Genomic DNA, 20991 nt, shown 5'->3' with positions numbered 1-20991 from the left:
GGCGCGGTGACCTGCCGGCGCCGGGCGGGCCGGTTCGGTCAGCCCTCTCCGCGCTGGTAGACGTCCGGAATGCCGTCGCGGTCGGCGTCCACCTGTTCCTCCTGCGCGATGCGCCGGTAGGCGGCGTTGCGCCGTACCAGCACGACGGTGGCGAGCAGCGCGGAGATCATCGAGCCGGCCAGCACGGCCGCCTTGACGTTGTCGTCGGCGGCGGTGCCGGGACCGAACGCCAGTTCACCGATCAGCAGGGAGACGGTGAACCCGATCCCGGCGAGCAGCGCCACCCCGAGCAGGTCGGTCCAGGTGATGTCCTCGTCGAGCTGGGCGCGAGTGAACCGGGCGAGCAGGTACGTCGAGCCGAAGATCCCGACGACCTTGCCGATCACCAGGCCCGCAACGACGCCGATCACGATCGGGTCGGTGACGATGGCGCCCAGGTCGGCGCCGCGCAGCGAGACACCGGCCGCGAAGAACGCGAAGACGGGTACGGCGATACCGGCGGAGATCGGACGCCAGCGGTGTTCGAGGTGCTCGGCGAGCCCGTGCGAGTCGCCTGCCTTGCCCCGCAGGACGGGCACGGTGAAGCCCAGCAGGACGCCCGCCACGGTGGCGTGCACCCCGGAGGCGTGCATGAGGGTCCACGCGGTCGCGGCGAGCGGGATCAGCGCCCACCACCACGTCTTGCGCCGCTGCACGAGCAGGCCGAACACGGCGATCGGCAGCAGGGAGGCCAGCAGCGGCAGCGGGCTGAAGTCGTCGGTGTAGAAGATCGCGATGACGGTGATGGCGAGCAGGTCGTCGACCACGGCGAGGGTGAGCAGGAAGGCGCGCAGGCCCTGCGGCAGGTGCGAGCCGATGACGGCCAGCACGGCCAGGGCGAAGGCGATGTCCGTCGCGGTGGGGATGGCCCACCCCCGCAGCCCGTCGCCGCCGAGGTTGACCGCGAGGTAGATCAGGGCGGGCACCGCCATGCCGCCGACCGCCGCGACCACCGGCAGCGCCGCCCGGCGGGGGTCGCGCAGTTCGCCCGCGACGAACTCCCGCTTGAGTTCCAGCCCGACGACGAAGAAGAAGATCGCCAGGAGACCGTCGGCGGCCCAGGCGGCCAGGTCCAGGTCCAGGTGCAGGGCCGCGCCGCCCGACCAGGGCACCCACGCGCCGAGGGCGGCGTAGGAGGACTCCCAGGGCGAGTTCGCCCAGGTGAGCGCGATCATCGCGCCGAGCAGCAGGAGCCCGCCGCCGACGGTCTCGGTGCGCAGCACGTCCGCCAGGAACCGGGCCTCCGGCCAGGACGTACGCGAGAAGAACCGCCGGTTCGGGCGGGGGCGGTCGGCGTGCGGGGTGCGGTCGGTCATGCGCGGGTCCACCTCGGTCTTGGGCAGCACGGGACGACGCCGACCAGGCTTCCCGGCACACCGTTGCCGACCTTATCCAGCGGCGGCCTGACCGGCGAGTCGGGACGGCCGATTGCCACCGAGGTCACGCCCGGTCGGTTTCTCCCGCCACCCGGAACGCCGTACGCCCGTTTGTCCGGTGGTGGGTCGGGCGCATATGTCAAGGGCCGAAAATACGTAACTCGGGACATAAGCCGTATGAGTCGCTTTAATGGTTTCACGAGATTAAGTCGACCTTGGGGGTTTTCGTGAAGTTCTTTGGCGTTACCGGCCCGGTACGGGGGCGCGCCTGATGGACGTGTACCGCCAACTCCGCCTCGTGCGCCGGCACTGGTGGATCGTGCTCCTGACCGTCATGGTCGCGCTCGGCGTCACCGCCCTCGTCACCGTCCGGGCGCAGCCCCGCTACGTCGCGTCGGTGACCTTCTTCGTCACCACGCCCAGCCAGGGTGTCACGGACGCCTACCAGGGCGGCCTCTTCCTCCAGCAGCGGGTCAAGTCGTACGCGGAACTGCTGACCAGCGACCGCCTCGCGCAGAGCGTGGTCGCCGAGAACTCCGTCGGGCTGACCGCCGAGGAGATCCAGCGCCGGGTCAGCACCTCGACCGAGACCGGCACCGTGCTGCTGCGCGCGTCCGTGACCGACACGGACCAGAACCGGGCCCTGAAGGTCACCGAACTGCTCTCGGCGAAGTTCGTCGAGCTGGTGCAGAAGGTGGAGACGACCCAGGACGGCAAGGCCGGCCCCATCCGCATCGAGGTGGTCAGCGGGCCCCGGGTCACCCCGACGCCCGTATCGCCGCAGCCGGTGCGCAACTTCGCCGTCGGTACCCTGCTCGGCCTGCTCGCCGGCGTGGGCCTGGCGATCCTGCGGGGGGTCGCCGACGTCCGCCTGCGCGACGCCGCCGGCCTCCAGCGCACCACCGGCAGCCCGCTGCTCGGCGAGATCCCCTTCGAGAGCACCGCGAAATCGCAACCGCTGATCGTCGGCGAGGCGGCGAACTCCGCCCGGGCCGAGGCGGTGCGCAAGCTGCGTACCAATCTGCGCTTCGTCGACGTGCACGAGCCCGCCCGGGTCATCGCGGTCACCAGCGCCCTTCAGGGGGAGGGCAAGACCACGCTCTCCTGCAACCTCGCGATCGCCCTGGCCGAGGCCGGCTGGCGGGTGCTGCTGGTCGACGCCGACCTGCGCCGGCCGAAGGTCGCCGACTACCTGGGCCTCGACGCCGGCATCGGGCTCACCGACGTGCTGGTCGGTGACGTCCAGGTCGGTGACGTGGTGCAGCGCTGGGGCGACAAGTCCCTGCTGGTGCTCCCGAGCGGCTCGGCGCCGCCCAACCCCAGCGAGCTGCTCGGCTCCAAGGCGATGGCGGACCTGCTGCTCGCCCTGCGGGAGTCGGCGGACATCGTCATCATCGACACCGCCCCGCTGCTGGCCGTGACCGACGGCGTGGTGGTGGCCGTGCAGGCCGACGGCGCGCTGCTGGTCTCGCAGCAGGGCCGCACCTCGCGCAGCCAGGTGGCGCAGGCGGCCCGCGCCCTGAACTCGGTCTCCGTGCGGTTGCTCGGCTGCGTGCTGAACATGGCCAAGGTCGCCAAGGCGGAGGCCTACCAGTACGAGGCCTACCGGGTGGTCGCGGGCGCCGCGACGCCGGACCTGCCGGCCGATCCGGCCCCGGTGGCCCGGCACGCGGAGCGCGCCGACGTCGTCAGCGACCGTACGCAGGAACTCACCCGGCTGTCCCGATGAGCGCCGCGAGGGGTCGCATCGACCGTTCGATCTCCTCCGCGCAGCGCCGGAAGTCGGCGACGGTACCGCCGATGGGGTCCCGCAGGTCGTCCGCGTCGGGGGTGGCGGGTTGCAGCCGCCCCCGGGCGCGGGCGGCCGCTTCGACCGCCGCCCGCAGGGGAGCGTGGGCCGGAGTCGTCGCCGGTTCGGCGGCGGCGGCCAGCCGGCCGAACTGCCGGACGGTGAACGTCCGGTGCAGCGCGGCCGGCGCGAGCGCGGTGCACACCGAGCGCTGGCGGCGCGTCGCCGCGAGCACCAGCGTCGCCCCGACCAGATGCTCCGGGCGCAGCCGCCGGCTGCGGAAGTCGGTCGGGTCCCCGCCGGTCTCCGCCGCCAGGTCCGCCGCGTACGGGTGCATCGGCAGGTCGTCGACGGCGTCGGTGCCGGCGCTGGTGACCGTGACCGCCCGCCCGGCCAGCAGGCGGCGGGCGATGTACTCGGCCATCGGTGAGCGGCACAGGTTGGCGTGGCAGACGAACAGCACCCGGTCGACCATGCGGACCCCTCTCGTCGGTGCCGTCGCGGACGGTGGCGCCGCGCCGGTCGCCGGCCGTCGGAGCCGGCCGGCCGTGGAGGGGATGTCGGCATCGTACGCGGGCCGGACGCCCCGACGTCACGGTGCCGCGCCGAGCGGGGCTGTCCGGACGGGGGCGGGTCGGTGAGGGTCGGGATCCTGTCGTACCACTTCCCGCCCGAGCCGGCGTTCATCCCGGGCAGTCTCGCCGAGGAGCTCGCCGTGCGGGGGCACGAGGTGAAGGTGCTCACCGGCTTCCCCGACTATCCCGGCGGCCACGTCTATCCGGGTTGGCGGCAGCGCTGGCGGCACGAGACCCGCAGTGAGCGGTTGACCGTACGGCGGGTGCCGCGCTACTCGGCGGGCGACGGCTCGGTGCGCACCCGGATGGCCGGGCACCTGTCGTTCGCCGGCAGCGCGACGCTGACCGGGCGGTCGTTCCTGGCCGACGTCGACGCCCTCTACGTGCACCTGCCGCCGGCGAACGCCTTCGCGGCGGCGGCCCTGCTGCGGGTGCTGGGCCGGGTGCCGACCGTCGTGCACGTGCAGGACGTCTGGGCGGAGGACGAGCCCGTCGGGGCCGAGAACGGGCGGTGGGCCGCACGGATCGCCGCCGCGATGACGCGCGCCTACCGGGCGGCCGACCGGGTCGCGGTCGCCGCGCCGTCGCTGCGTGGCCGGGTGGTCGCGGCGGGCGCGGACCCGGCCCGGGTGCGGGTGGTGCTCAACTGGACCGACGAGCGGATCTTCCAACCCGCGCGGCCCAGCCGGGCGGCCCGCAGGCTGGTGCGGCGCGACGAGCGCTGCGTGGTGATGCACGCCGGCACGATCGGTGCCCGGCAGGGACTGGAGACCGCGGTGCGGGCGGCGGCGGCGCTGGACCACACCGTGGACCTCGTCCTGGTGGGATCGGGCGCGGACGAGCGGCGGGTGCGGGGGCTCGCCGCCGAACTGCGCGCCGAGAACGTGCGCTTCGTCGAGCGGCGGTCGCCGCCGGACATGCCGGACCTGTACGCCGCCGCCGACTACCAGCTCGTCATGCTGCGGAACCTGCCCGAGCTGCGCAGCACCCTGCCGGCGAAGCTCCAGGCGGCGTTCTCCTGCGCCGCGCCGGTGGTGGCCTCCGCCGGCGGCGACACCGCCGAAATGGTGGAGCGGGCCCGGGCGGGGCTCTCCTGCCCGCCGGAGGACTGGGCGAGCCTGGCCGACCGGTTCTGGCTGGCCGCGACCATCCCGCCCCCCGCCCGCACCGACATGGGCCGGCGCGGCCGCGAGGCGTACCTACGCGAGATGTCGATGTCGGCGGGCGTGGACCGGATCGAACGGCTGCTGTACGAGGCGGCCGCCGGGCGCGCCGGCGTGCGGTGAGCGACGAACGGGGCTCGCCTGGCAAGCGACCGCGTCATCACCGGTTGAAACCGATCGTTAGCAGTGTGCAACGGCAGCGGAATGCGGCCCGGTGGCCGTCTTCCAGGAAGGACGTGTGGTGTGACGGAGAGCGCGAGACCGCGTCGACGGCGTGGTCGTTCCCGCCGGCGGAGGCAGGTGCGCCGGGCCCTGCTCGCCGCCCTCGTGGTGGGCTCCCTGCTGCTGCTCACCGCCGGCTGGGTGGGCTTCCGGGGCTGGCAGGCCCGCGCCCACCTGCTCAACGCCGCCGGCCTGGCCCGGGAGCTCAGCGCGCAGGTGCTCGGGGGCGACACCGCCCGGGCGCAGCGCACCCTCGCGGCGTTGCAGGAGCAGTCCGGCAGTGCCCGGGCGGCGACCGGTGACCCCGGCTGGTGGGTCGGTCGGCGCACCCCGTACGCCGGCGACAACCTGGCGGCGGTCCGGCAGATCTCGGTGGCCATCGACGATCTGGCCCGGCAGGCGTTCCCGCCGCTGCTGCGCGCCGACCTGACCAGCCTCGTACCTGCGGGCGGGCGCCTGGACGTGGCGCGGTTGCGGGCCCTGTCGGCCGAGTTGGCCAGGGTCAACTCGGCGGTACGGGGGGCCCGGGACAGCCTCGCGACGGTGCCCACCGACGGCCTGGTCGCCCAGGTCCGGCAGGCGCTGGCCGACCTGCGCGGCGAGATCGACCGGCTGGCCGGGCTGACCGCCGCCGCCGACCAGGCCAGCCGGCTGCTTCCGCCGCTGCTGGGCGCCGACGGCCACCGCACCTACCTCTTGGTCTCCCAGAATCCCGCCGAGCTGCGCGCCACCGGCGGCATGATCGGCGCGTACGCCGTCGTGCACGCGGCCGACGGTCGGGTCCGGATGGGGCGGCAGGGCAGCAGCAGCGCACTGGGCCGGTTCGTGCCGCCGCTGAAGGTGCCCGCGGAGGTGCGCGGGATCTGGGCCGACCTGCCGGGGATCTACCCGGCCGACGTCAACCTCACCCCGCACTTCCCGACCGCCGCCGCCCTCTACCGGGAGATGTTCCGACGGCGTACGGGCACCGCCGTGGACGGGGTGCTCGCGGTCGACCCGGTGGTGCTGTCGTACCTGCTCAAGGCCACCGGCCCGGTGATGGTGCCCGGCGGGGTCCCGCTGGCTGCCGAGAAGGTCGTGCAGACGGTGCTCAGCGACAGCTACCAGCGGATGGACAACGAGAAACAGGACGCCTTCTTCGCCGCGTCCGCCGCCGCCGTGTTCGACGCGCTCGTCACGAAGAATATTGACCCGAAGGCGTTATTGTCCTCATTTGACCGTGCTGTCACTGAACGCCGGATATTGTTCTGGAGTGCCCGACCCGAGGAGCAACGGACGATCGGCGACAGCCGGATGGCCGGGACGCTCCCGGAGAAGGACACCGTGCCGACCGTCGGCGTGTTCCTCAACGACGGCAGCGGCGCGAAGCTCGGCTACTACCTCCGGCCGTCGGCGACCCTGGCGGTCGGCGACTGCCGGCCCGACGGCCGCCGAGAGCTCCGGCTCCGGGTCACCCTGCGCTCGTCGGCGCCCAGGTCGGGTCTCAGCGAGTCGGTCCTCGGCCTCGGTCTGGCCGGCGACCCGTACACCGTCCGCACGTTGGTGTCGGTGCACAGCCCGGCCGGCGGGGCGGTGCTCGCCGCCCGTCTGGACGGCGCCGAGACGGCCGTCGGCAGCGGCACCGAACGGCGTCGCCAGGTCGGCACCGTCAACGTCGAGGTCGGCCCGGGGCAGTCGCGCACGTTGGAGGTCACCGTACTGACGGCGACCACCGGCGTCGGCACCGCCGAGCTGTGGCTGACCCCCACCGCCACCCCATGGACCACCCAAGTTGTTTCCGCACCAAGCTGTGATCAGTAGGAGGGAACCAATCATGCGGCTATCCCGCATCATCATGGCGCTCACGGTCGGTATGGCCGTGCTGGCCGCGCCGACCGCAGCGGGGGCGGCCCAGCCGCAGCCGGCGCCCGGCACCGGAACGCCACAGCCACCGGTCTACCCGCCCGGCCCCGCGACGCTCGCGGTGAGCCCGCCGACCGTCTTCGTCGGCCAGACCGCCACCCTGATCGGTAGCGGCTGGACGCCGGGCGAGACGGTCATCATCACCGTCAGCACGTCGCCGCTCGCCGCTGCCGTACCGGGTGCCGAGCGGGCGCGCCGCAGCAACGGCGAGATGGTCGCGATGGCGCCGGTCTCGTTGCAGCGGGCGCCCCAGCCGAGCCCCAGCACCATCGTGGTCACGGCGGACGGGGCCGGCAACTTCCGCACCACCTACACACCGCGTCACCCGGGCAGGTACACCTTCCGGGCCGTCGGCCAGACGTCGGACCAGGTGGCGACCGCGACGCTGACCGTGCTCAAGAAGCACGCGCCGCCGCTGCCCGTCACGGGCGACAGCCTGAGCACCCCGATGAAGTTCGGCGGCGGCCTCGTCGGCGCCGGCGCGGTGCTCCTGCTGCTGTCGCTGGTTTGGCGCAAGCGTCACCGCTTCGGCATGGGAGCCGCGCGCTGACGGTGAACTCCCTCCGGGCAGGGCCCGGACACCGCGAAACGGCTGGCGCCCGTCGGACAACTCCGACGGGCGCCAGCCGTCCGCCTGCCCGGCCCCGGTCGCCCGACGCGGTGGGCCCGCCCGCTCCGCGGTGGGCCCGCCCGCTCCGCGGCGGGGTCGGCCGCCGGGGCGACCGGCCGTGCGGGCGTCCTCGGCCGGCAGGCGGGGGCATGGCACCATGACCGTGTCCTGCCCGCCGGGTGGGCGGGACACGACATCTGATGGAGTCGGAATGACAGGACTGGCCGGCGCGCCGGTGCCGGGGCTGACGCCACTGTGGACGCACGACCCGAGCGCCGCCGGTCCCTACCGGCTGGTTGGCCGGCTCGGCTCGGGCGGCCAGGGAGTGGTCTACCTCGGCGAGGACGGGCAGGGCCACCGGGTGGCGGTCAAGATGATCAACATCGACCTGAGCGATCCCCGGGCGCGTTCGCAGTTCATGAAGGAGATCGCGGCGGCGCGCCGCGTCGTGCCGTTCTGCACCGCGCAGGTGCTCTTCGCCGACGTCGACGGCGAACGACCGTACGTGGTCAGCGAGTTCATCGAGGGTCCCACGCTGCACCGGCACGTACGCGAGCACGGCCCGGTCACCGGCAACGCGCTGCACCGCCTGGCGGTCGGCACCGCCACCGCGCTCGCCGCGATCCACCGCTGTGACGTCGTGCACTGCGACCTGAAGCCCGACAACGTGGTGCTCGGCCGGGACGGCCCCCGGGTGATCGACTTCGGCATCGCCCGCGCGCTGGGCGTCACCGAGACGGTGACCAGCCGGGTGCTGGGGACCACCGCGTACATGGCTCCGGAGCGGTTCCGCAACGACGACTCGGTCGGGCCGCCCTGCGACGTCTTCGCCTGGGCCGCCACCATCGCCTTCGCGGCGGGGGGCCGCCCGCCGTTCGGCACCGACTCGCTCTTCGCGGTGATGCACCGGGTGTTGAACGACCCGCCCGACCTGCCGCCCCTGCCACCGGGCCTCGACGAGCTGATCCGGCAGTGCCTGGCCAAGGACCCGGCGGACCGGCCGGGGGCCGAGCAGGTGCTGATGCGGCTGCTCGGGCAGGACGTCGCGGCGCCCGGCCCGCTGCGCCACGAGAGCGTGCTCCGCCTGGGCAACGAGACCGCCGGCGCGCCCACGCCGAACCAGCCGCTGCCGTTGCCCCGTCCCGCGTCGGACGCGCCGCCGGAACCGACGTCGCCGACCCGAGTCGGTACGGCACCGGTGGGCCGGGCCGAACCGACGCGTGGTGCGCAGAGCCGGTCTGCGGATCCCGCCCCCGCCGACCAGGCGGGCGGCGGCTGGGCGCGGCGGCTGCGCCGGGAGTCGGTCGACGCCTGGGGCATCTCGACCGCGATCTTCCTCGGCTCGGTCGGCGCCGCCGCCGGCTACGTCGCGTCGAGCGGGGTGGGCGTGGCCGCGGCGACCGGGGCGAGCGCCTTCGGCGTGGTCTACGTGGTCCGGCTGCTGGTCGCGGTGGCGCTCGGCGAGCGGGCCGAGCTCCCCTGACCGACGGGCGCCGGGCCCGCCGCCGCCCGTGGCGCCGCCCCGATAGGTTGACTGCCGTCAGTCGACCCGCGAGGAGGACGTCCCATGGCCCCAGCCCCGCCGCGCGCACGACAGTGGCTGCCGTACACCGCAGCCGTCACCGCCGGGCTGCTGGTCATCGTCGGGGCGTTCGTGCTCGTACGGCAGCGGGACGCGGGCACCGACCGGCCCCGGGCCGACTGCGCCGTCCGTCTGGACGTCAACTCCTCGACGGAGAAGGCGGCGCTGCTGGTCGAGCTGGCGAAGCGGTACAACGACAGCGACCGGTCGCTCGACGGCGGCGGCTGCGCCCAGGTGCACGTCAGCGCCCTGAACTCGGGCCGGGCCACCGAGGTGCTGGCCGCCGGCTGGAGCGGCACCGGCCTGCCGCAGCCGCAGGTCTGGTTGCCGACGTCGAGCCTGTGGACGGGCCAGCTCCGGCTGCTCGACGAGGCCGCCGGGCGAACGCCGCAGACCCCGGACCGCTACCCGTCGATCGCCAACAGCCCGCTGGTCATCGCGATGCCGCAGCCCAAGGGCGAGCTGGTACGCCAGCGCGGGCCGCTGGGCTGGGGGGAGATCCTCGGCCTCTCCGGGCGGCAGGGCTGGGCGGGCTTCGGCAGGCCGGAGTGGGGCCGCTTCACCTTCGGCAAGGACAACCCGAACCTCTCGACCTCGGGTCTGGCGGCCACCATCGCCACCTACTACGCCGCCGCGAAGCGCTCCAGCGACCTGACCACGTCGGACCTGGCCGATCCGGAGGTGACCCGGTTCGTCCGGCAGATCGAGGCCAACGTGTCGCACTACAGCGACGACTCGGTGGAGCTGCTCCGCGACCTCGCCGAGGCCGACCTGGCCGGCGGGGGCGCCGGCGACATGAGCGCCATCGTCATGCAGGAGGAGCTGGTCCACCTCTACAACGAGGGGGGACTGAGCCCGCGGCAGGAGGGCCAGGAGCGGGGCCCCCGGCCGAAGGTGCCGCTGGTCGCCGTGCACCCGAAGGAGGGCACCTTCAACCTCGACCACCCGTTCGTGGTGCTCCCCTCCGCCGACGAGCGGCAGCGCGCGGCGGCGGACGACTTCCTGGCCTTCCTGACCGAGGACGACCAGCAGGCGAGCTTCGCCCGCCTCGGCTTCCGCGACCACGAGCGCCAGGCCTCGGCGGAGCTGCTCGCCAGCGTCGGCGCCGAGCCCACCGGGGGGCTGACCTACTTCGCGCCGCCGAACCCGGCGGTGGTCGAGGCGATGCTGGCCGGCTGGAGCACGCTGCGCAAGAAGGCCAACATCCTGATCGCGCTGGACACCTCCGGTTCGATGCAGGCTCCGGTCGGCGACCGCACTCGCTTCCAGGTCGCCTCGACGGCGGCCGCCAAGGGGCTCGCGTTGCTCAACTCCGAGGACCGGGTCGGGCTCTGGTCGTTCTCCTCGGAGACGTCGAAGCGGCCCGACGGGCCGTACCGGGAGGAGGTCCGGCTCGGCGACTTCGACCAGAAGCGCATCAACAGCCGGATCGCCGGCCTGCACGTCGCGGGCGACACCGCGCTCTACGCGACCGTCCGGGCCGCCCACCAGCAGGTCCTCGAGCGGTACGACCCGGACCGGATCAACGCCGTCGTCGTGCTGACCGACGGCAAGAACGAGTACGCCCGGGACAACGACCTGGACCGGCTGCTCGCCGACGTCACCCTGGATCCGCGCCGCCCGGTGAAGGTCTTCTGCATCGCCTTCGACGGGGATTCGGACTTCGCGACGCTGGACCGGATCGCCAAGGCGTCGTCCGGCAAGGCGTTCGACGCCACCGATCCCGCCATGATCGACGAGGCGTTCGTGAAGCTGGTCAGCAGCTTCTGAGCCGCCGGCGCCGCCGGGGCGGGGCACCCCGCCCGGCGGCGCCGGCGCGACGGGCCGGTCGTCGGTCAGATGAGGCCGTGGGCCAGCATCGCCTCCGCCACCCGGCGGAACCCGTCGATGTTGGCCCCGGCCACGTAGTCGCCGGGCAGCCCGTACTCCTCGGCGGTGCTCCAGCAGCGGTCGTGGATGTCACGCATGATCCCGCGCAGCCGCTGCTCCGACTCGGCGAACGTCCACGAGTCGCGGCTGGCGTTCTGCTGCATCTCCAGCGCGCTCACCGCGACGCCGCCGGCGTTGGCCGCCTTGCCCGGCGCGAACCGCACGCCGGCCCGGCCGAGGATGCGTACCGCCTCCGGCGTGGTGGGCATGTTCGCGCCCTCCACCACCGCGACGCAGCCGCCGGACACGAGCGCCGCGGCCTCCGCACCGCCGATCTCGTTCTGCGTCGCGCACGGCAGCGCCAGCTCGCAGGGCACCTCCCAGACCGTACGACCGGAGACCGCCACCGCGTGCGGCACGTGCCGGGCGTAGTCGTCGAGCCGGGCCCGGCGCTGCTCCTTCAGCTCGCGCAGCAGCTCCAGGTCGATGCCCTTGTCGTCCACGACGTAGCCGGACGAGTCGGAGCAGGCGACCACCCGCCCGCCGAGCTGGTGCACCTTCTCGATCGCGTAGATCGCCACGTTGCCGGAGCCGGAGACCACCACCCGCTTGCCGTCCAGGCTGTCGCCGGCCTGCCGCAGCATCTCGTCGGCGAAGAAGACCGCCCCGTAGCCGGTCGCCTCCCGGCGCACCTGCGCGCCCCCGTACGCCAGGCCCTTGCCGGTGAGCACCCCCGACTCGTACCGGTTGGTGATCCGCTTGTACTGGCCGAACAGGTAGCCGATCTCCCGGCCACCCACGCCGATGTCCCCGGCCGGTACGTCGGTCTCCGCGCCGATGTGCCGGTACAGCTCGGTCATGAAGCTCTGGCAGAACCGCATGACCTCCCGGTCCGAGCGACCCTTCGGGTCGAAGTCCGCGCCGCCCTTGCCGCCGCCGATCGACAGCCCGGTCAACGCGTTCTTGAAGATCTGCTCGAAGCCGAGGAACTTCACGATCCCGAGGTAGACCGACGGGTGGAAGCGCAGCCCGCCCTTGAACGGGCCGAGGGCGCTGTTGAACTCCACCCGGAAGCCCCGGTTGACCTGGATCCGGCCGCGGTCGTCCTCCCACGGCACGCGAAAGATGACCTGCCGCTCCGGCTCGCAGATCCGTTCGATGATCTGCGCCTCGGCGTACTCGGGGTGTCGGGCCAACGCCGGGCCGATGCTCTCCAGCACCTCGCGTACCGCCTGGTGGAACTCCGGCTCACCCGGATTGCGGGCGACCACGCTGGTGAACACCGTCTCCACGGTCTCCGGCATACGACACGTCCCTTCGCTTGCGGTGGTAGTCCCCGTTGCTACCACCCACCCCCGGTTACCCGCCAACCGTCCCGCGATACGGACCGCGACCGCCGTCCGGTTCACTGGTCGGATGGACGAGCCGATCTGGGACGCGGTCCGGGCCTCGCGCGGCTGGCTGGACGCCGCCAACGGCACCGGGCAGGCCGAGCTGACCTGCCGGATCCTCAAGCTGACCGAGGAGGCGGGGGAGGCGGCGGGCGCGTGGATCGGGCTGCTCGGCCAGAACCCGCGCAAGGGGGTCACGCACAGCCGCGAGGACGTGGCGGCGGAGCTGGCGGACGTGGCCTTCACCGCGCTGGTCGCGATCGAGAGCCTCGGGCTGGACGCCCGTGGCGTGCTCGACGCGTGCGCCGGGAAGGTCCGCGCCCGCGTCGCCCCGCCGTCCGACTGAGCCCGCCCTGCCGGCCCGGCGCCCAGCTGGGCCCGCCCCGTCCGCCCGCCGCCGGCTCGCCGTGACGTCACAGGCCGTGGCGCCGGTCGCCCACCACCCGTTCGCAGAGCGCCGCCTCCGAGCGCGCGGAGAACGGGTCGCGGCGCGCGGCCACCGCCCGGCGGGTCTCCTCGGCGACGAGGTCGGCGTTGATCTGGGCCGCGGCGACCACGCCGGCCGCCGCTGCGGCACCGACCTGGGCGGCGGGGTCGGTGACGTTGCCCGCCACCCACACGCCGGGCACGTCGGTGCGGCCCGTCGGGTCGGCGGGGACGTGCTCGCCGACCCCCGACGGGTGTTCCGCCGCAGCGAGCCCGAGGGCTGCGAGGAAACCCGCGCGCGCCACCATCCGCGCCGAGACGGCCAGCGCGTCGCGGCCGACGACCGCGCCGTCGCCCAGCCGTACGCCCACGAGGCGGTCCCCGACGACCTCCAGGGACGCGACCTCGCCGTCCACCACGCGGATCTCCCGGGCCGCCAGCTGCTCCGCCTGCTCGGCGGAGAGCGCCGTGGTGTGCCGGAAGTACGTGACGTCGGCGCTCAACTGCCGGAACAGCAGCGCCTGGTGCACCGAGAGCGGCCCGCCGGCCAGCACCCCGATCGCCCGGTCGCGGACCTCCCAGCCATGGCAGTACGGGCAGTGCAGCACGTCCCTGCCCCAGCGTTCCCGCAGCCCCGGGACGTCCGGCAGTTCGTCCACCAGCCCGGTGGCCACCAGCAGCCGCCGCGCCCGCGCCGTCCGGCCATCGCCCAGCGTGACCGTGAACCCGCCGTCGTCGCGGGTCACCGCCTCGACCTCGCCGGTCACCACCCGGCCGCCGTAGCCGCGTACCTCCGCACGGCCGCGTTCCAGCAGCTCGGCCGGCCGGATCCCGTCCCGGGCCAGCAGCCCGTGCACCCCCTCGGCCGGGGCGTTGCGCGGAGCCCCCGCGTCGATCACCACCACCGACCGCCGCGCCCGGGCCAGGGTCAGCGCCCCGCTCAACCCCGCGGCGCCACCTCCGATCACCACCACGTCGTAGCCGCTGTCCAGCCGATCGGTCACCGTGACCACCTCCCGCGACCACAGTGCGGTCGCGACGAGCATGGTGGCAAACATTGTTGCCGAAATGGCAATATGGCGGCATGGACGACGAACTGGACCAGACGCTCGGCGCGGTCGGACCCCGGCTGCGCGCGCTGCGCCGGCAGCGGGAGACCACCCTCGCCGACCTGGCGGCGGCGACCGGCATCTCGGTGAGCACGCTGTCCCGGCTGGAGTCCGGTGTCCGCCGGCCCACCCTCGAACTGCTGCTCCCGCTGGCCAGGGCGCACGGCGTCACGCTCGACGAACTCGTCGACGCGCCCTCCACCGGGGACCCGCGCATCCACCTGCGGCCGGTCACCCGCCACGGGATGACCATGCTGCCCCTGACCCGCCGGCCCGGCGGCATCCAGGCGTACAAGCTCGTGATCCCGGGCGGGAGCCGGCGGGCCGAACCCGATCCGCAGACCCACGAGGGCTACGAGTGGCTCTACGTGCTCAACGGGCGGCTGCGGGTCGTCCTCGGCGACCAGGACCTCGTACTCACTCCGGGGGAGGCGGCGGAGTTCGACACCCGCGTACCCCACTGGTTCGGGTCGGCCGACGCCGAGCCGGTGGAGTTCCTCAGCCTCTTCGGCAGGCAGGGCGAACGCGCCCACCTACGCGCCCGCCCCCGCACCCAACCCCCACCCACCCCCTCCACCCACGGCTGACCCGCCCCTCCCGCCCGTTCCTCTACCCGGTGATCATGGGGTTGGCAGCACCAGCGGAGATCGACGACGCCGCCAACCCCATGATCGAGCGGGGGAGCGGGCGGGGCGGGGGAGTGGGGGAGCGGGGTGGCCGGAAGGATGGGGGGATGAGCGATGTACGGGTGTGGGACGAGCCGGCGGGGGTCGTCGTACTGCCGAGTGGGGCGCGGGTGCGGGGACGACGGATCGTGGACGAGGCGTCGCCCGCCGACTTCGCCCTGCTGCTGGCGCCCGGGCCCGTGCCGGCCTGGCCGCACCGGCGGATCCGGTGGCCCGACTTCTGGGTCCCGGTCGACCGGGCGGACGCGATCGACGCGCTGAGCGAGGCCCTGCGCCGCGCCCACGCCGGCGAGCGGGTGGAGGTGGCCTGCCGGGGCGGTACGGGACGCACGGGCACGGCGCTGGCGGCGCTGGCGATCCTCGACGGGCTGCCGCCGGAGCGGGCGGTGGACTGGGTACGCGCCACCTACCGGCCGCGGGCCGTGGAGACGCCCTGGCAGCGTCGCTGGCTGCGCCGCCTCACCTGACACCCCGCCACCCGCCCGCCCGAGGGTGGCACGGCCGCCGCCCGCCCCGACCGTGCGGCCCGGCGGCTCAGGCGGCCACGTACTCGCGCAGGTGCCGTGCGGTCAGGGTCTCGCCGTGGGCGACCAGCTCGGCCGGTGTGCCGGTGAAGACGATCCGGCCGCCGTCGTGCCCCGCCCCCGGCCCGAGGTCGATCAGCCAGTCGGCGTGTGCCATGACCGCCTGGTGGTGCTCGATGACCACGACGGTGTTGCCGGCGTCGACCAGCCGGTCCAGCAGGGCGAGCAACTGGTCCACGTCGGCCAGGTGCAGCCCGGTGGTCGGCTCGTCCAGCACGTACGTGCTTCCGCTGTCGGCCATGCGGATGGCCAGCTTGAGCCGTTGCCGCTCGCCCCCGGAGAGCGTGTTGAGCGGCTGCCCGAGGGTCAGATAGCTCAGCCCGACGTCGACCAGCCGGTCGAGGATCACCCGGGCCGGGCCACTGGGGAAGAAGTCCCGCGCCTCGGTGGCCGACATCCCGAGCACCTCGCTGATGTTCTTCCCGCGCAGCCGGTAGGTGAGCACCTCGTCGGTGAAGCGCCGCCCCTCGCACCGCTCGCAGACCGAGGCGACCCCGGCCATCATCGCCAGGTCGGTGTAGACCAGGCCGATGCCCTTGCAGGTGGGGCAGGCGCCCTCGGAGTTGGCGCTGAACAGCGCGGCCTTGACGCCGTTGGCCTTGGCGAAGGCGGCGCGGACCGGGTCCAGCAGGCCCGTGTAGGTGGCCGGGTTGCTGCGCCGGGAACCCCGGATCGGCGACTGGTCGACGACCACCACGCCCTCGCGGCGGTGCAGCGAGCCGTGGATGAGCGAGCTCTTGCCGGAGCCCGCCACCCCGGTCACCACGGTCAGCACCCCGAGCGGGATGTCGACGTCGACGGCGCGCAGGTTGTGCAGGTCGGCGTTGCGGATCGGCAGCCGGCCGGACGGCCGGCGCACGTGCTCGCGCAGGCGTACCCGGTGGTCGAGGTGCCGCCCGGTGAGGGTGTCGGAGCGGCGCAGGCCGGCGACGTCGCCGGTGAAGCAGATCCGGCCGCCCGCCGCGCCGGCCCCGGGCCCGAGGTCGACCACGTGGTCGGCGATGGCGATCGTCTCGGGCTTGTGCTCCACGACCAGCACCGTGTTGCCCTTGTCGCGCAGGCGCAGCAGCAGGTCGTTCATCCGGGCGATGTCGTGCGGGTGCAGGCCGACGGTCGGTTCGTCGAAGACGTACGTGACGTCGGAGAGGCTGGAGCCGAGGTGCCGGACCATCTTCACCCGCTGCGCCTCGCCGCCGGAGAGGGTGGCGGACTCGCGGTCCAGGCTGAGGTAGCCCAGACCGATCTCGACCAGCGAGTCGAGCAGGTCGCGCAGGTTGCCGACCAGCGGGGCGACCGACGGGTCGTCGATCGCGCGGACGAACCCGGCCAGGTCGCTGATCTGCATCGCCGAGCACTCCGCGATGTTGCGCCCCGCGATCCGGGAGGAGAGCGCCGCCTGGTTGAGCCGGGCACCGCCGCATTCGGCGCAGGTGGTGAAGGTGACCGCCCGGTCGACGAACGCCCGGATGTGCGCCTGCATCGACTCGCGGTCCTTGGCCAGGTAGAGCCGGCGCACCTTGACCGCCAGACCCTCGTACGTCCAGTTGTTGCTGCCCACCTTGATCTTCGTGGACGGCTTGTGGAGGAAGTCCTCCCACTGCTGCGGCGTGTAGTCCTGGAGCTTGGTGTCGGGGTCGAACAGCCCGGAGTGGACGATGGTCTGCCAGTACCACGAGTCGACGGCGAAGTTGGGCACCTTGATCGCCCCGTCGTTGAGCGAGCGCTCGCGGTCGACCAGTTCGTCGACGTCGAGGTCGGAGACCCGCCCGAGGCCCTCGCAGGCCGGGCACATGCCCTCGGCGAGGTTGAAGCTGAACGCCCCGGCCCCACCCACGTGCGGGCTGCCGAGCCGGCTGAAGACGATGCGCAGCATCGCGTACGCGTCTGTGGCGGTGCCGACGGTGGAGCGCGAGTTGGCGCCCATCCGCTCCTGGTCCACGACGATGGCCGCGCTCAGGTTGCGCAGCGAGTCGACGTCCGGGCGGCTCAGGTTCGGCATGAACGACTGGAGGAAGGCGCTGTAGGTCTCGTTGATCATGCGCTGTGACTCGGCGGCGATGGTTCCGAAGACCAGGGAGGACTTGCCGGAGCCGGAGACCCCGGTGAAGACGGTCAGCCGGCGCTTGGGAATGTCGACCGAGACGGAGGCGAGGTTGTTCTCCCGGGCGCCGCGTACCTCGATCATGTCGTGGCTGTCGGCGGCGGACCGTGCTGGCTGCTGCATGCGAACCCTTTGCGAGATCGTGGGCGGAGTTCCGCCCGGACTACATCTACGGGGGCCAGGCCGCCTTCAATCGTCTCATTGAAGCTCCCGTAGAGGGTTCCACGCCGTCTGCCAGCACCGTGCGTCCGAATCAGGGGGCGAAGTCTCAAACCACGTGGAGACCGGTAGGGTGGCCCGCGTGGTGGATCCGGGGCGACGGTGGCGGGGAGCGCAGGTGGCGGAGACCGCCGGCATCTCCGTGCAGCAGGTCCGCAACTACGTGGATCTCGGCGTGCTGCCGGCGGTCGAGCGCACCCCCGCCGGCTACCGCGTCTTCACGGACGAGCACGTGCGGGCGCTCGTGGTGGTGCGGCGGATGGCCGAGGGGCACGGCTGGGCGCGTACCCGGGAGGTCATGGTGGCGGTGCACCAGGGCGACCTGGCGGCGGCGCTCGCGGCGCTCGACGCCGGCCACGCCGAGTTGGACCGCGAGCGGGCCGACATCCGGCGGGTGCTCGGCGCGTTCGAGACCGTGGTGGCCAGCCCGGCCGCCGTCCTGCCGGCGCCCCGGCGCGGCGCCCGCATCGGCGAGGTCGCCGACCTGGTCGGCGTCCGCACCTCGCAGCTACGGCTGTGGGAGCAGCGCGGCCTGGTGCGTCCGGTCCGCGAGCGCGGCACCGGCTACCGGGTGTACGACGCGGCCGAGGTGCGTGCCGCGCAGGTCGTCGCGCTGCTGCGCCGGGGCGCGTACCCGTTCGACATCGTGGCGGCCGTGCTCGACGAGATGCGCACCACCGGCAGCGCCCAGCGGGTCCGCGCGGAGCTGGCCAAGCGGGAGCAGGAGCTGCACCGGCGCAGCCTGCGCCGGCTGCGCGCCTCGGCGACGCTGCACGACTACCTGCGCCACCTCGACCCGGCCCTGCCGGGGTGACTCAGCGCAGCACCAGCAGGTCGAGGTGGTCGACGACCGGGCCGGTGACGGTGCCGGCGGCGGCCCGCAGCCGGGCCAGGCCGGAGCACCCGGCGCAGCTCACGCGCCGCGACGTCGAGGTCGGGGACGTGGTGGATCACGGTGGACAGCCACGCCGCGTCCGCCGTGCCGTCGCGCAGCGGCAGCGCGACGGCGTCGCCGGCGAGCAGCGGCCGGTGGGTGGCGCGCGACCGCATCGCCCCGGCGGGCTCCACGCCCACCACCCGGACGCCGAACCAGTCGGTGAAGGCGGTGGCCCAGGCGCCGGTGCCGGCTCCGACGTCGAGCACCGTGGCGCCGGTACGCGGGCGCAGGTGCTGCTGCACTGCGTGCCGCCACCGCTGAAGGCCGCTGCGCGGCAGCTCCCGGGTCGCGGCGAAGGCCGCCGAGTCGGTGTCGTCGTACGGGATCAGCGCCACGGCCATCACCTCGCCACCGTCGCCGGGAGGTCCGGGCGATCGTTCCCCGGTTCTAGTCGGCGCGGCAGGCGGGAGGCAACGGCTTGTGAGCCATCCGACGCGGGCGGTCCGGCCCGTCGAGCGGGCTCCGCCGACGCGGGACGCCCCGGAGCGGGGCGCGCCGGGGCGTCAGCGGGAGGCGGGCTGCGCGAGGCACCCGTCCTGTCCGCCGCCCTCGGAGGTCGGCGCGAAGAAGGTGTCGGCGGCGCGCAGCGCGGCGGCGTCGCGGAGCACGTCGCCGGGCCGGTTGGCGTGACCGAGCAGCACGCCGCCCCACCGCATGCCGAGGTAGTCGGCGCTTCGCCGCAGGGTGGTCACCAGCGGTTCCGCCGTGGCCGGGTCCTCGTCGTTGAGGGCGCTGACCGCCCACATCCGGCGGCCCCGCATGCGCTGGCGGAAGTCGACGCCGGGTACCCGCAGCCAGCCCGACCAGTGGTCGAGGTAGAGCTTGGTGGCGGCGCTGACGCTGTACCAGTAGAGCGGGGAGGCGACCACCAGGTCGGTCGCGGCGAGCGTCTCGGCCAGCAGCAGCGCCTCGTTGCCGGTCGGCTGCGCGTAGCGCTGCTCGTCGTGGCGGATGTCGCGGAAGGGCGCCAGGGGGTGCTCCGCCAGGCGCAGCCAGTGCTGCTCGGTCCCGGCCGGCAGCGCCGCCGCGGCGCGCCGGGCCAGGAGTTCGGTGTTGCCGCCGGAGCGTGAGCTGCCCAGCAGGAAGAGGAAACGCATGCCGACACCGTCCATGTCCGACCGAACAGAGGTGCCCTGAAGGTATCTCGACGGCCGCACGGTGGCCGCAGGGCCGGGCGGCCCGCGCCGGCGTCGCGCCGGCCGGTCAGAGCGCCACCGCGGCCAGCACCAGCAGGGCGCACGCCGTCTCGACCAGCCCCACCCGCACCGGAGCGACGCGGCGTCCGGGGAGCAGGACCGCCCGGGCGAGCAGCAGCGCGAAGACGACGGCGACCGGCACCGACGCCCAGAGCACCGCGGCGAGCGCGGCCACGGCGTGGTAGGCCCACGAAGCCCACCGGTACCGGACGCTGTCCCGCTCCCGGATCATCGTCTTGACGTACAGGACGGTGCCGACCAGGTAGCCCAGCGCCACGACCGTCACCCCGACCACGCGGGTCCACGGCACCTCGGCGACCGTGGCGACGACGAGACCGAGCAACCCGCACTGGAGCACGAAGGCGAGGTCGTTGAGGAACGCCCGGTCCCGGCGCCGGCGGGCGTGGCCGGCATTGACGGCGGCGAGGGCCGCGTAGAGGGGCGCGTAGGCGAGCGTCGCGGGCCGGGCCACCAGCACCGGCGCGGCCAGCGCGACCGTGGCGAGGCCGTACCCGACGAGCTGCGGGCGGACGCGGCGGAACCGCCCGGTCTTGATTGCCTGCAACCCGAAGTACGACAGCGGGTACGCCGCGAGCGCGGCGCCGAGCAGGGGCAGGTGCAGCGGGTGCGGACCGGTGACGGTCAGCGCCGCCAGGACGGGCAGCAGCAGCATCGCCCACGCGCCGTGCTGCGGCGGCATCCACCCCGGCGACCTGCCCCGGCCCGGCGCGTGGCCGGTGGCGCCGGCCGTGGGCCGCCCGGCCGGGCCGGCGACCGGGCGGCGGTGGGCCGGGACGGTGGTCACGGCCGCGGCGTCACGGTGAGCAGGACGGCGGCGTCCGTGACGGCGTGCAGCGCGTGCCGCAGCGGCGGGATGACCACGAGGTCGCCGGCGTCGCCCTCCCAGGACTCGTCCCCGGCCACCAGGCGCACCCGCCCCGCGAGCACCTGCAACGTCGCCTCGCCCGGGCTGTCGTGCTCGTCGAGGGAGCGGCCACCGCGCAGGGCCAGCAGGGTCTGCCGCAGCCGGCGGTCCCGCCCGTGGTGCAGGGAACGGGCGCTGCGTCCGCTGTCGGCCTCCCGCGCGGCGGCGAGCTGCTCGTCGGCGAGGCGGGTCAGCGAGAGGGCTTCCATGGTCGTCCCTTCGTCGGTGTCGCCCGGGCCGCGCGGCGGGCCGCCGGTACGGCGGATCATCGCGCAAACCGGAAGATCGTC

General features: G+C 74.1%; 19 protein-coding genes. 10 read left to right on the top strand and 9 right to left on the bottom strand.

Going from position 1 to position 20991, the window contains the following annotated elements; all coding sequences use genetic code 11:
* Nucleotides 1-38 precede the first annotated feature (38 nt).
* Nucleotides 39-1355, bottom strand: coding sequence for a Na+/H+ antiporter NhaA (gene nhaA, locus CLT72_RS07695; protein WP_101415020.1), 1317 nt, complete (start codon nucleotides 1353-1355; stop codon nucleotides 39-41).
* Between the two features lie 331 nt (nucleotides 1356-1686).
* On the opposite strand from nhaA, the gene CLT72_RS07690 reads away from it, so the two are divergent.
* Nucleotides 1687-3144: a tyrosine-protein kinase domain-containing protein gene (locus tag CLT72_RS07690; protein WP_101410334.1), complete on the top strand. Its 1458-nt coding sequence runs from the start codon at nucleotides 1687-1689 to the stop codon at nucleotides 3142-3144.
* Here the strand turns inward: CLT72_RS07690 and CLT72_RS07685 are convergent.
* Entirely contained in the window at nucleotides 3125-3679 is a 555-nt protein-coding gene (locus tag CLT72_RS07685) for an arsenate reductase/protein-tyrosine-phosphatase family protein (protein WP_101410332.1), read from the bottom strand. The genes CLT72_RS07690 and CLT72_RS07685 overlap by 20 nt on opposite strands.
* Nucleotides 3680-3841: 162 nt before the next feature.
* On the opposite strand from CLT72_RS07685, the gene CLT72_RS07680 reads away from it, so the two are divergent.
* The 5 genes from CLT72_RS07680 (at nucleotide 3842) to CLT72_RS07660 (ending at nucleotide 11028) form a co-directional block, all read left to right on the top strand.
* The gene (locus tag CLT72_RS07680; protein ID WP_101410330.1) at nucleotides 3842-5065 is read left to right on the top strand and encodes a glycosyltransferase family 4 protein; all 1224 of its coding nucleotides are present in this window, start codon (nucleotides 3842-3844) and stop codon (nucleotides 5063-5065) included.
* Between the two features lie 177 nt (nucleotides 5066-5242).
* On the top strand, nucleotides 5243-6964 hold the full coding sequence (locus CLT72_RS07675; protein WP_358169089.1) for a DUF4012 domain-containing protein: 1722 nt from the start codon (nucleotides 5243-5245) through the stop codon (nucleotides 6962-6964).
* Between the two features lie 13 nt (nucleotides 6965-6977).
* Complete coding sequence (locus CLT72_RS07670; protein ID WP_101410326.1) at nucleotides 6978-7616, top strand: hypothetical protein; 639 nt, start codon at nucleotides 6978-6980, stop codon at nucleotides 7614-7616.
* A 271-nt stretch (nucleotides 7617-7887) separates the two neighbouring features.
* Complete coding sequence (locus CLT72_RS07665) at nucleotides 7888-9159, top strand: serine/threonine-protein kinase (protein ID WP_158241989.1); 1272 nt, start codon at nucleotides 7888-7890, stop codon at nucleotides 9157-9159.
* 84 nt (nucleotides 9160-9243) lie between these two features.
* Nucleotides 9244-11028: an extracellular solute-binding protein gene (locus tag CLT72_RS07660; RefSeq protein ID WP_101410322.1), complete on the top strand. Its 1785-nt coding sequence runs from the start codon at nucleotides 9244-9246 to the stop codon at nucleotides 11026-11028.
* A gap of 65 nt (nucleotides 11029-11093) precedes the next feature.
* Here CLT72_RS07660 and gdhA read toward each other — a convergent pair whose 3' ends face one another.
* Nucleotides 11094-12431, bottom strand: coding sequence for an NADP-specific glutamate dehydrogenase (gene gdhA, locus CLT72_RS07655; protein ID WP_101410321.1), 1338 nt, complete (start codon nucleotides 12429-12431; stop codon nucleotides 11094-11096).
* A 112-nt stretch (nucleotides 12432-12543) separates the two neighbouring features.
* Between gdhA and CLT72_RS07650 the strand changes: the two genes are divergently transcribed.
* Nucleotides 12544-12864 carry a MazG-like family protein gene (locus CLT72_RS07650; RefSeq protein ID WP_101410319.1) on the top strand — a complete coding sequence of 107 codons (321 nt, stop codon included), beginning with the start codon at nucleotides 12544-12546 and terminating at the stop codon, nucleotides 12862-12864.
* Between the two features lie 67 nt (nucleotides 12865-12931).
* On the opposite strand, the gene CLT72_RS07645 is transcribed toward CLT72_RS07650, so the two are convergent.
* The gene (locus tag CLT72_RS07645) at nucleotides 12932-13948 is read right to left on the bottom strand and encodes an NAD(P)/FAD-dependent oxidoreductase (RefSeq protein WP_101415019.1); all 1017 of its coding nucleotides are present in this window, start codon (nucleotides 13946-13948) and stop codon (nucleotides 12932-12934) included.
* An 80-nt stretch (nucleotides 13949-14028) separates the two neighbouring features.
* Here CLT72_RS07645 and CLT72_RS07640 point away from each other — a divergent pair, with 80 nt between their 5' ends.
* Nucleotides 14029-14640 (top strand): helix-turn-helix domain-containing protein, encoded by a 612-nt coding sequence (locus CLT72_RS07640; RefSeq protein WP_101410317.1) that lies wholly within the window; start codon nucleotides 14029-14031, stop codon nucleotides 14638-14640.
* Between the two features lie 146 nt (nucleotides 14641-14786).
* Nucleotides 14787-15206 carry a protein-tyrosine phosphatase family protein gene (locus tag CLT72_RS07635; RefSeq protein WP_101410315.1) on the top strand — a complete coding sequence of 140 codons (420 nt, stop codon included), beginning with the start codon at nucleotides 14787-14789 and terminating at the stop codon, nucleotides 15204-15206.
* Nucleotides 15207-15273: 67 nt separating this feature from the next.
* Here the strand turns inward: CLT72_RS07635 and CLT72_RS07630 are convergent, their stop codons facing one another.
* The gene (locus tag CLT72_RS07630; RefSeq protein WP_101410313.1) at nucleotides 15274-17547 is read right to left on the bottom strand and encodes an ATP-binding cassette domain-containing protein; all 2274 of its coding nucleotides are present in this window, start codon (nucleotides 17545-17547) and stop codon (nucleotides 15274-15276) included.
* A 214-nt stretch (nucleotides 17548-17761) separates the two neighbouring features.
* On the opposite strand from CLT72_RS07630, the gene CLT72_RS07625 reads away from it, so the two are divergent.
* A complete protein-coding gene (locus CLT72_RS07625) occupies nucleotides 17762-18457 on the top strand; it encodes a MerR family transcriptional regulator (protein WP_199184514.1) in 696 nt (231 codons plus the stop codon).
* Here the strand turns inward: CLT72_RS07625 and CLT72_RS07620 are convergent.
* The 4 genes from CLT72_RS07620 to CLT72_RS07605 all read right to left on the bottom strand — a co-directional run bounded on the left by CLT72_RS07620 (nucleotide 18421) and on the right by CLT72_RS07605 (nucleotide 20970).
* Nucleotides 18421-18915, bottom strand: a complete 495-nt coding sequence (locus tag CLT72_RS07620; protein WP_101415017.1) for a class I SAM-dependent methyltransferase — start codon at nucleotides 18913-18915, stop codon at nucleotides 18421-18423. The two genes, CLT72_RS07625 and CLT72_RS07620, sit on opposite strands and share 37 nt — an antisense overlap.
* Before the next feature lie 168 nt (nucleotides 18916-19083).
* Nucleotides 19084-19677 (bottom strand): NAD(P)H-dependent oxidoreductase, encoded by a 594-nt coding sequence (locus CLT72_RS07615; protein WP_199184513.1) that lies wholly within the window; start codon nucleotides 19675-19677, stop codon nucleotides 19084-19086.
* Between the two features lie 106 nt (nucleotides 19678-19783).
* Nucleotides 19784-20581, bottom strand: coding sequence for a YwiC-like family protein (locus tag CLT72_RS07610; RefSeq protein WP_250102411.1), 798 nt, complete (start codon nucleotides 20579-20581; stop codon nucleotides 19784-19786).
* The gene (locus CLT72_RS07605) at nucleotides 20578-20970 is read right to left on the bottom strand and encodes a cupin domain-containing protein (RefSeq protein WP_250102412.1); all 393 of its coding nucleotides are present in this window, start codon (nucleotides 20968-20970) and stop codon (nucleotides 20578-20580) included. The genes CLT72_RS07610 and CLT72_RS07605 overlap by 4 nt, the downstream gene beginning before the upstream one ends.
* Between the last annotated feature and the right edge of the window lie 21 nt (nucleotides 20971-20991).

Source organism: Micromonospora sp. CNZ309, from assembly GCF_002846525.1.
The sequence above is the reverse complement of the archived record's forward strand: the minus strand, read 5'-3'. Positions and strand labels throughout refer to the sequence as shown.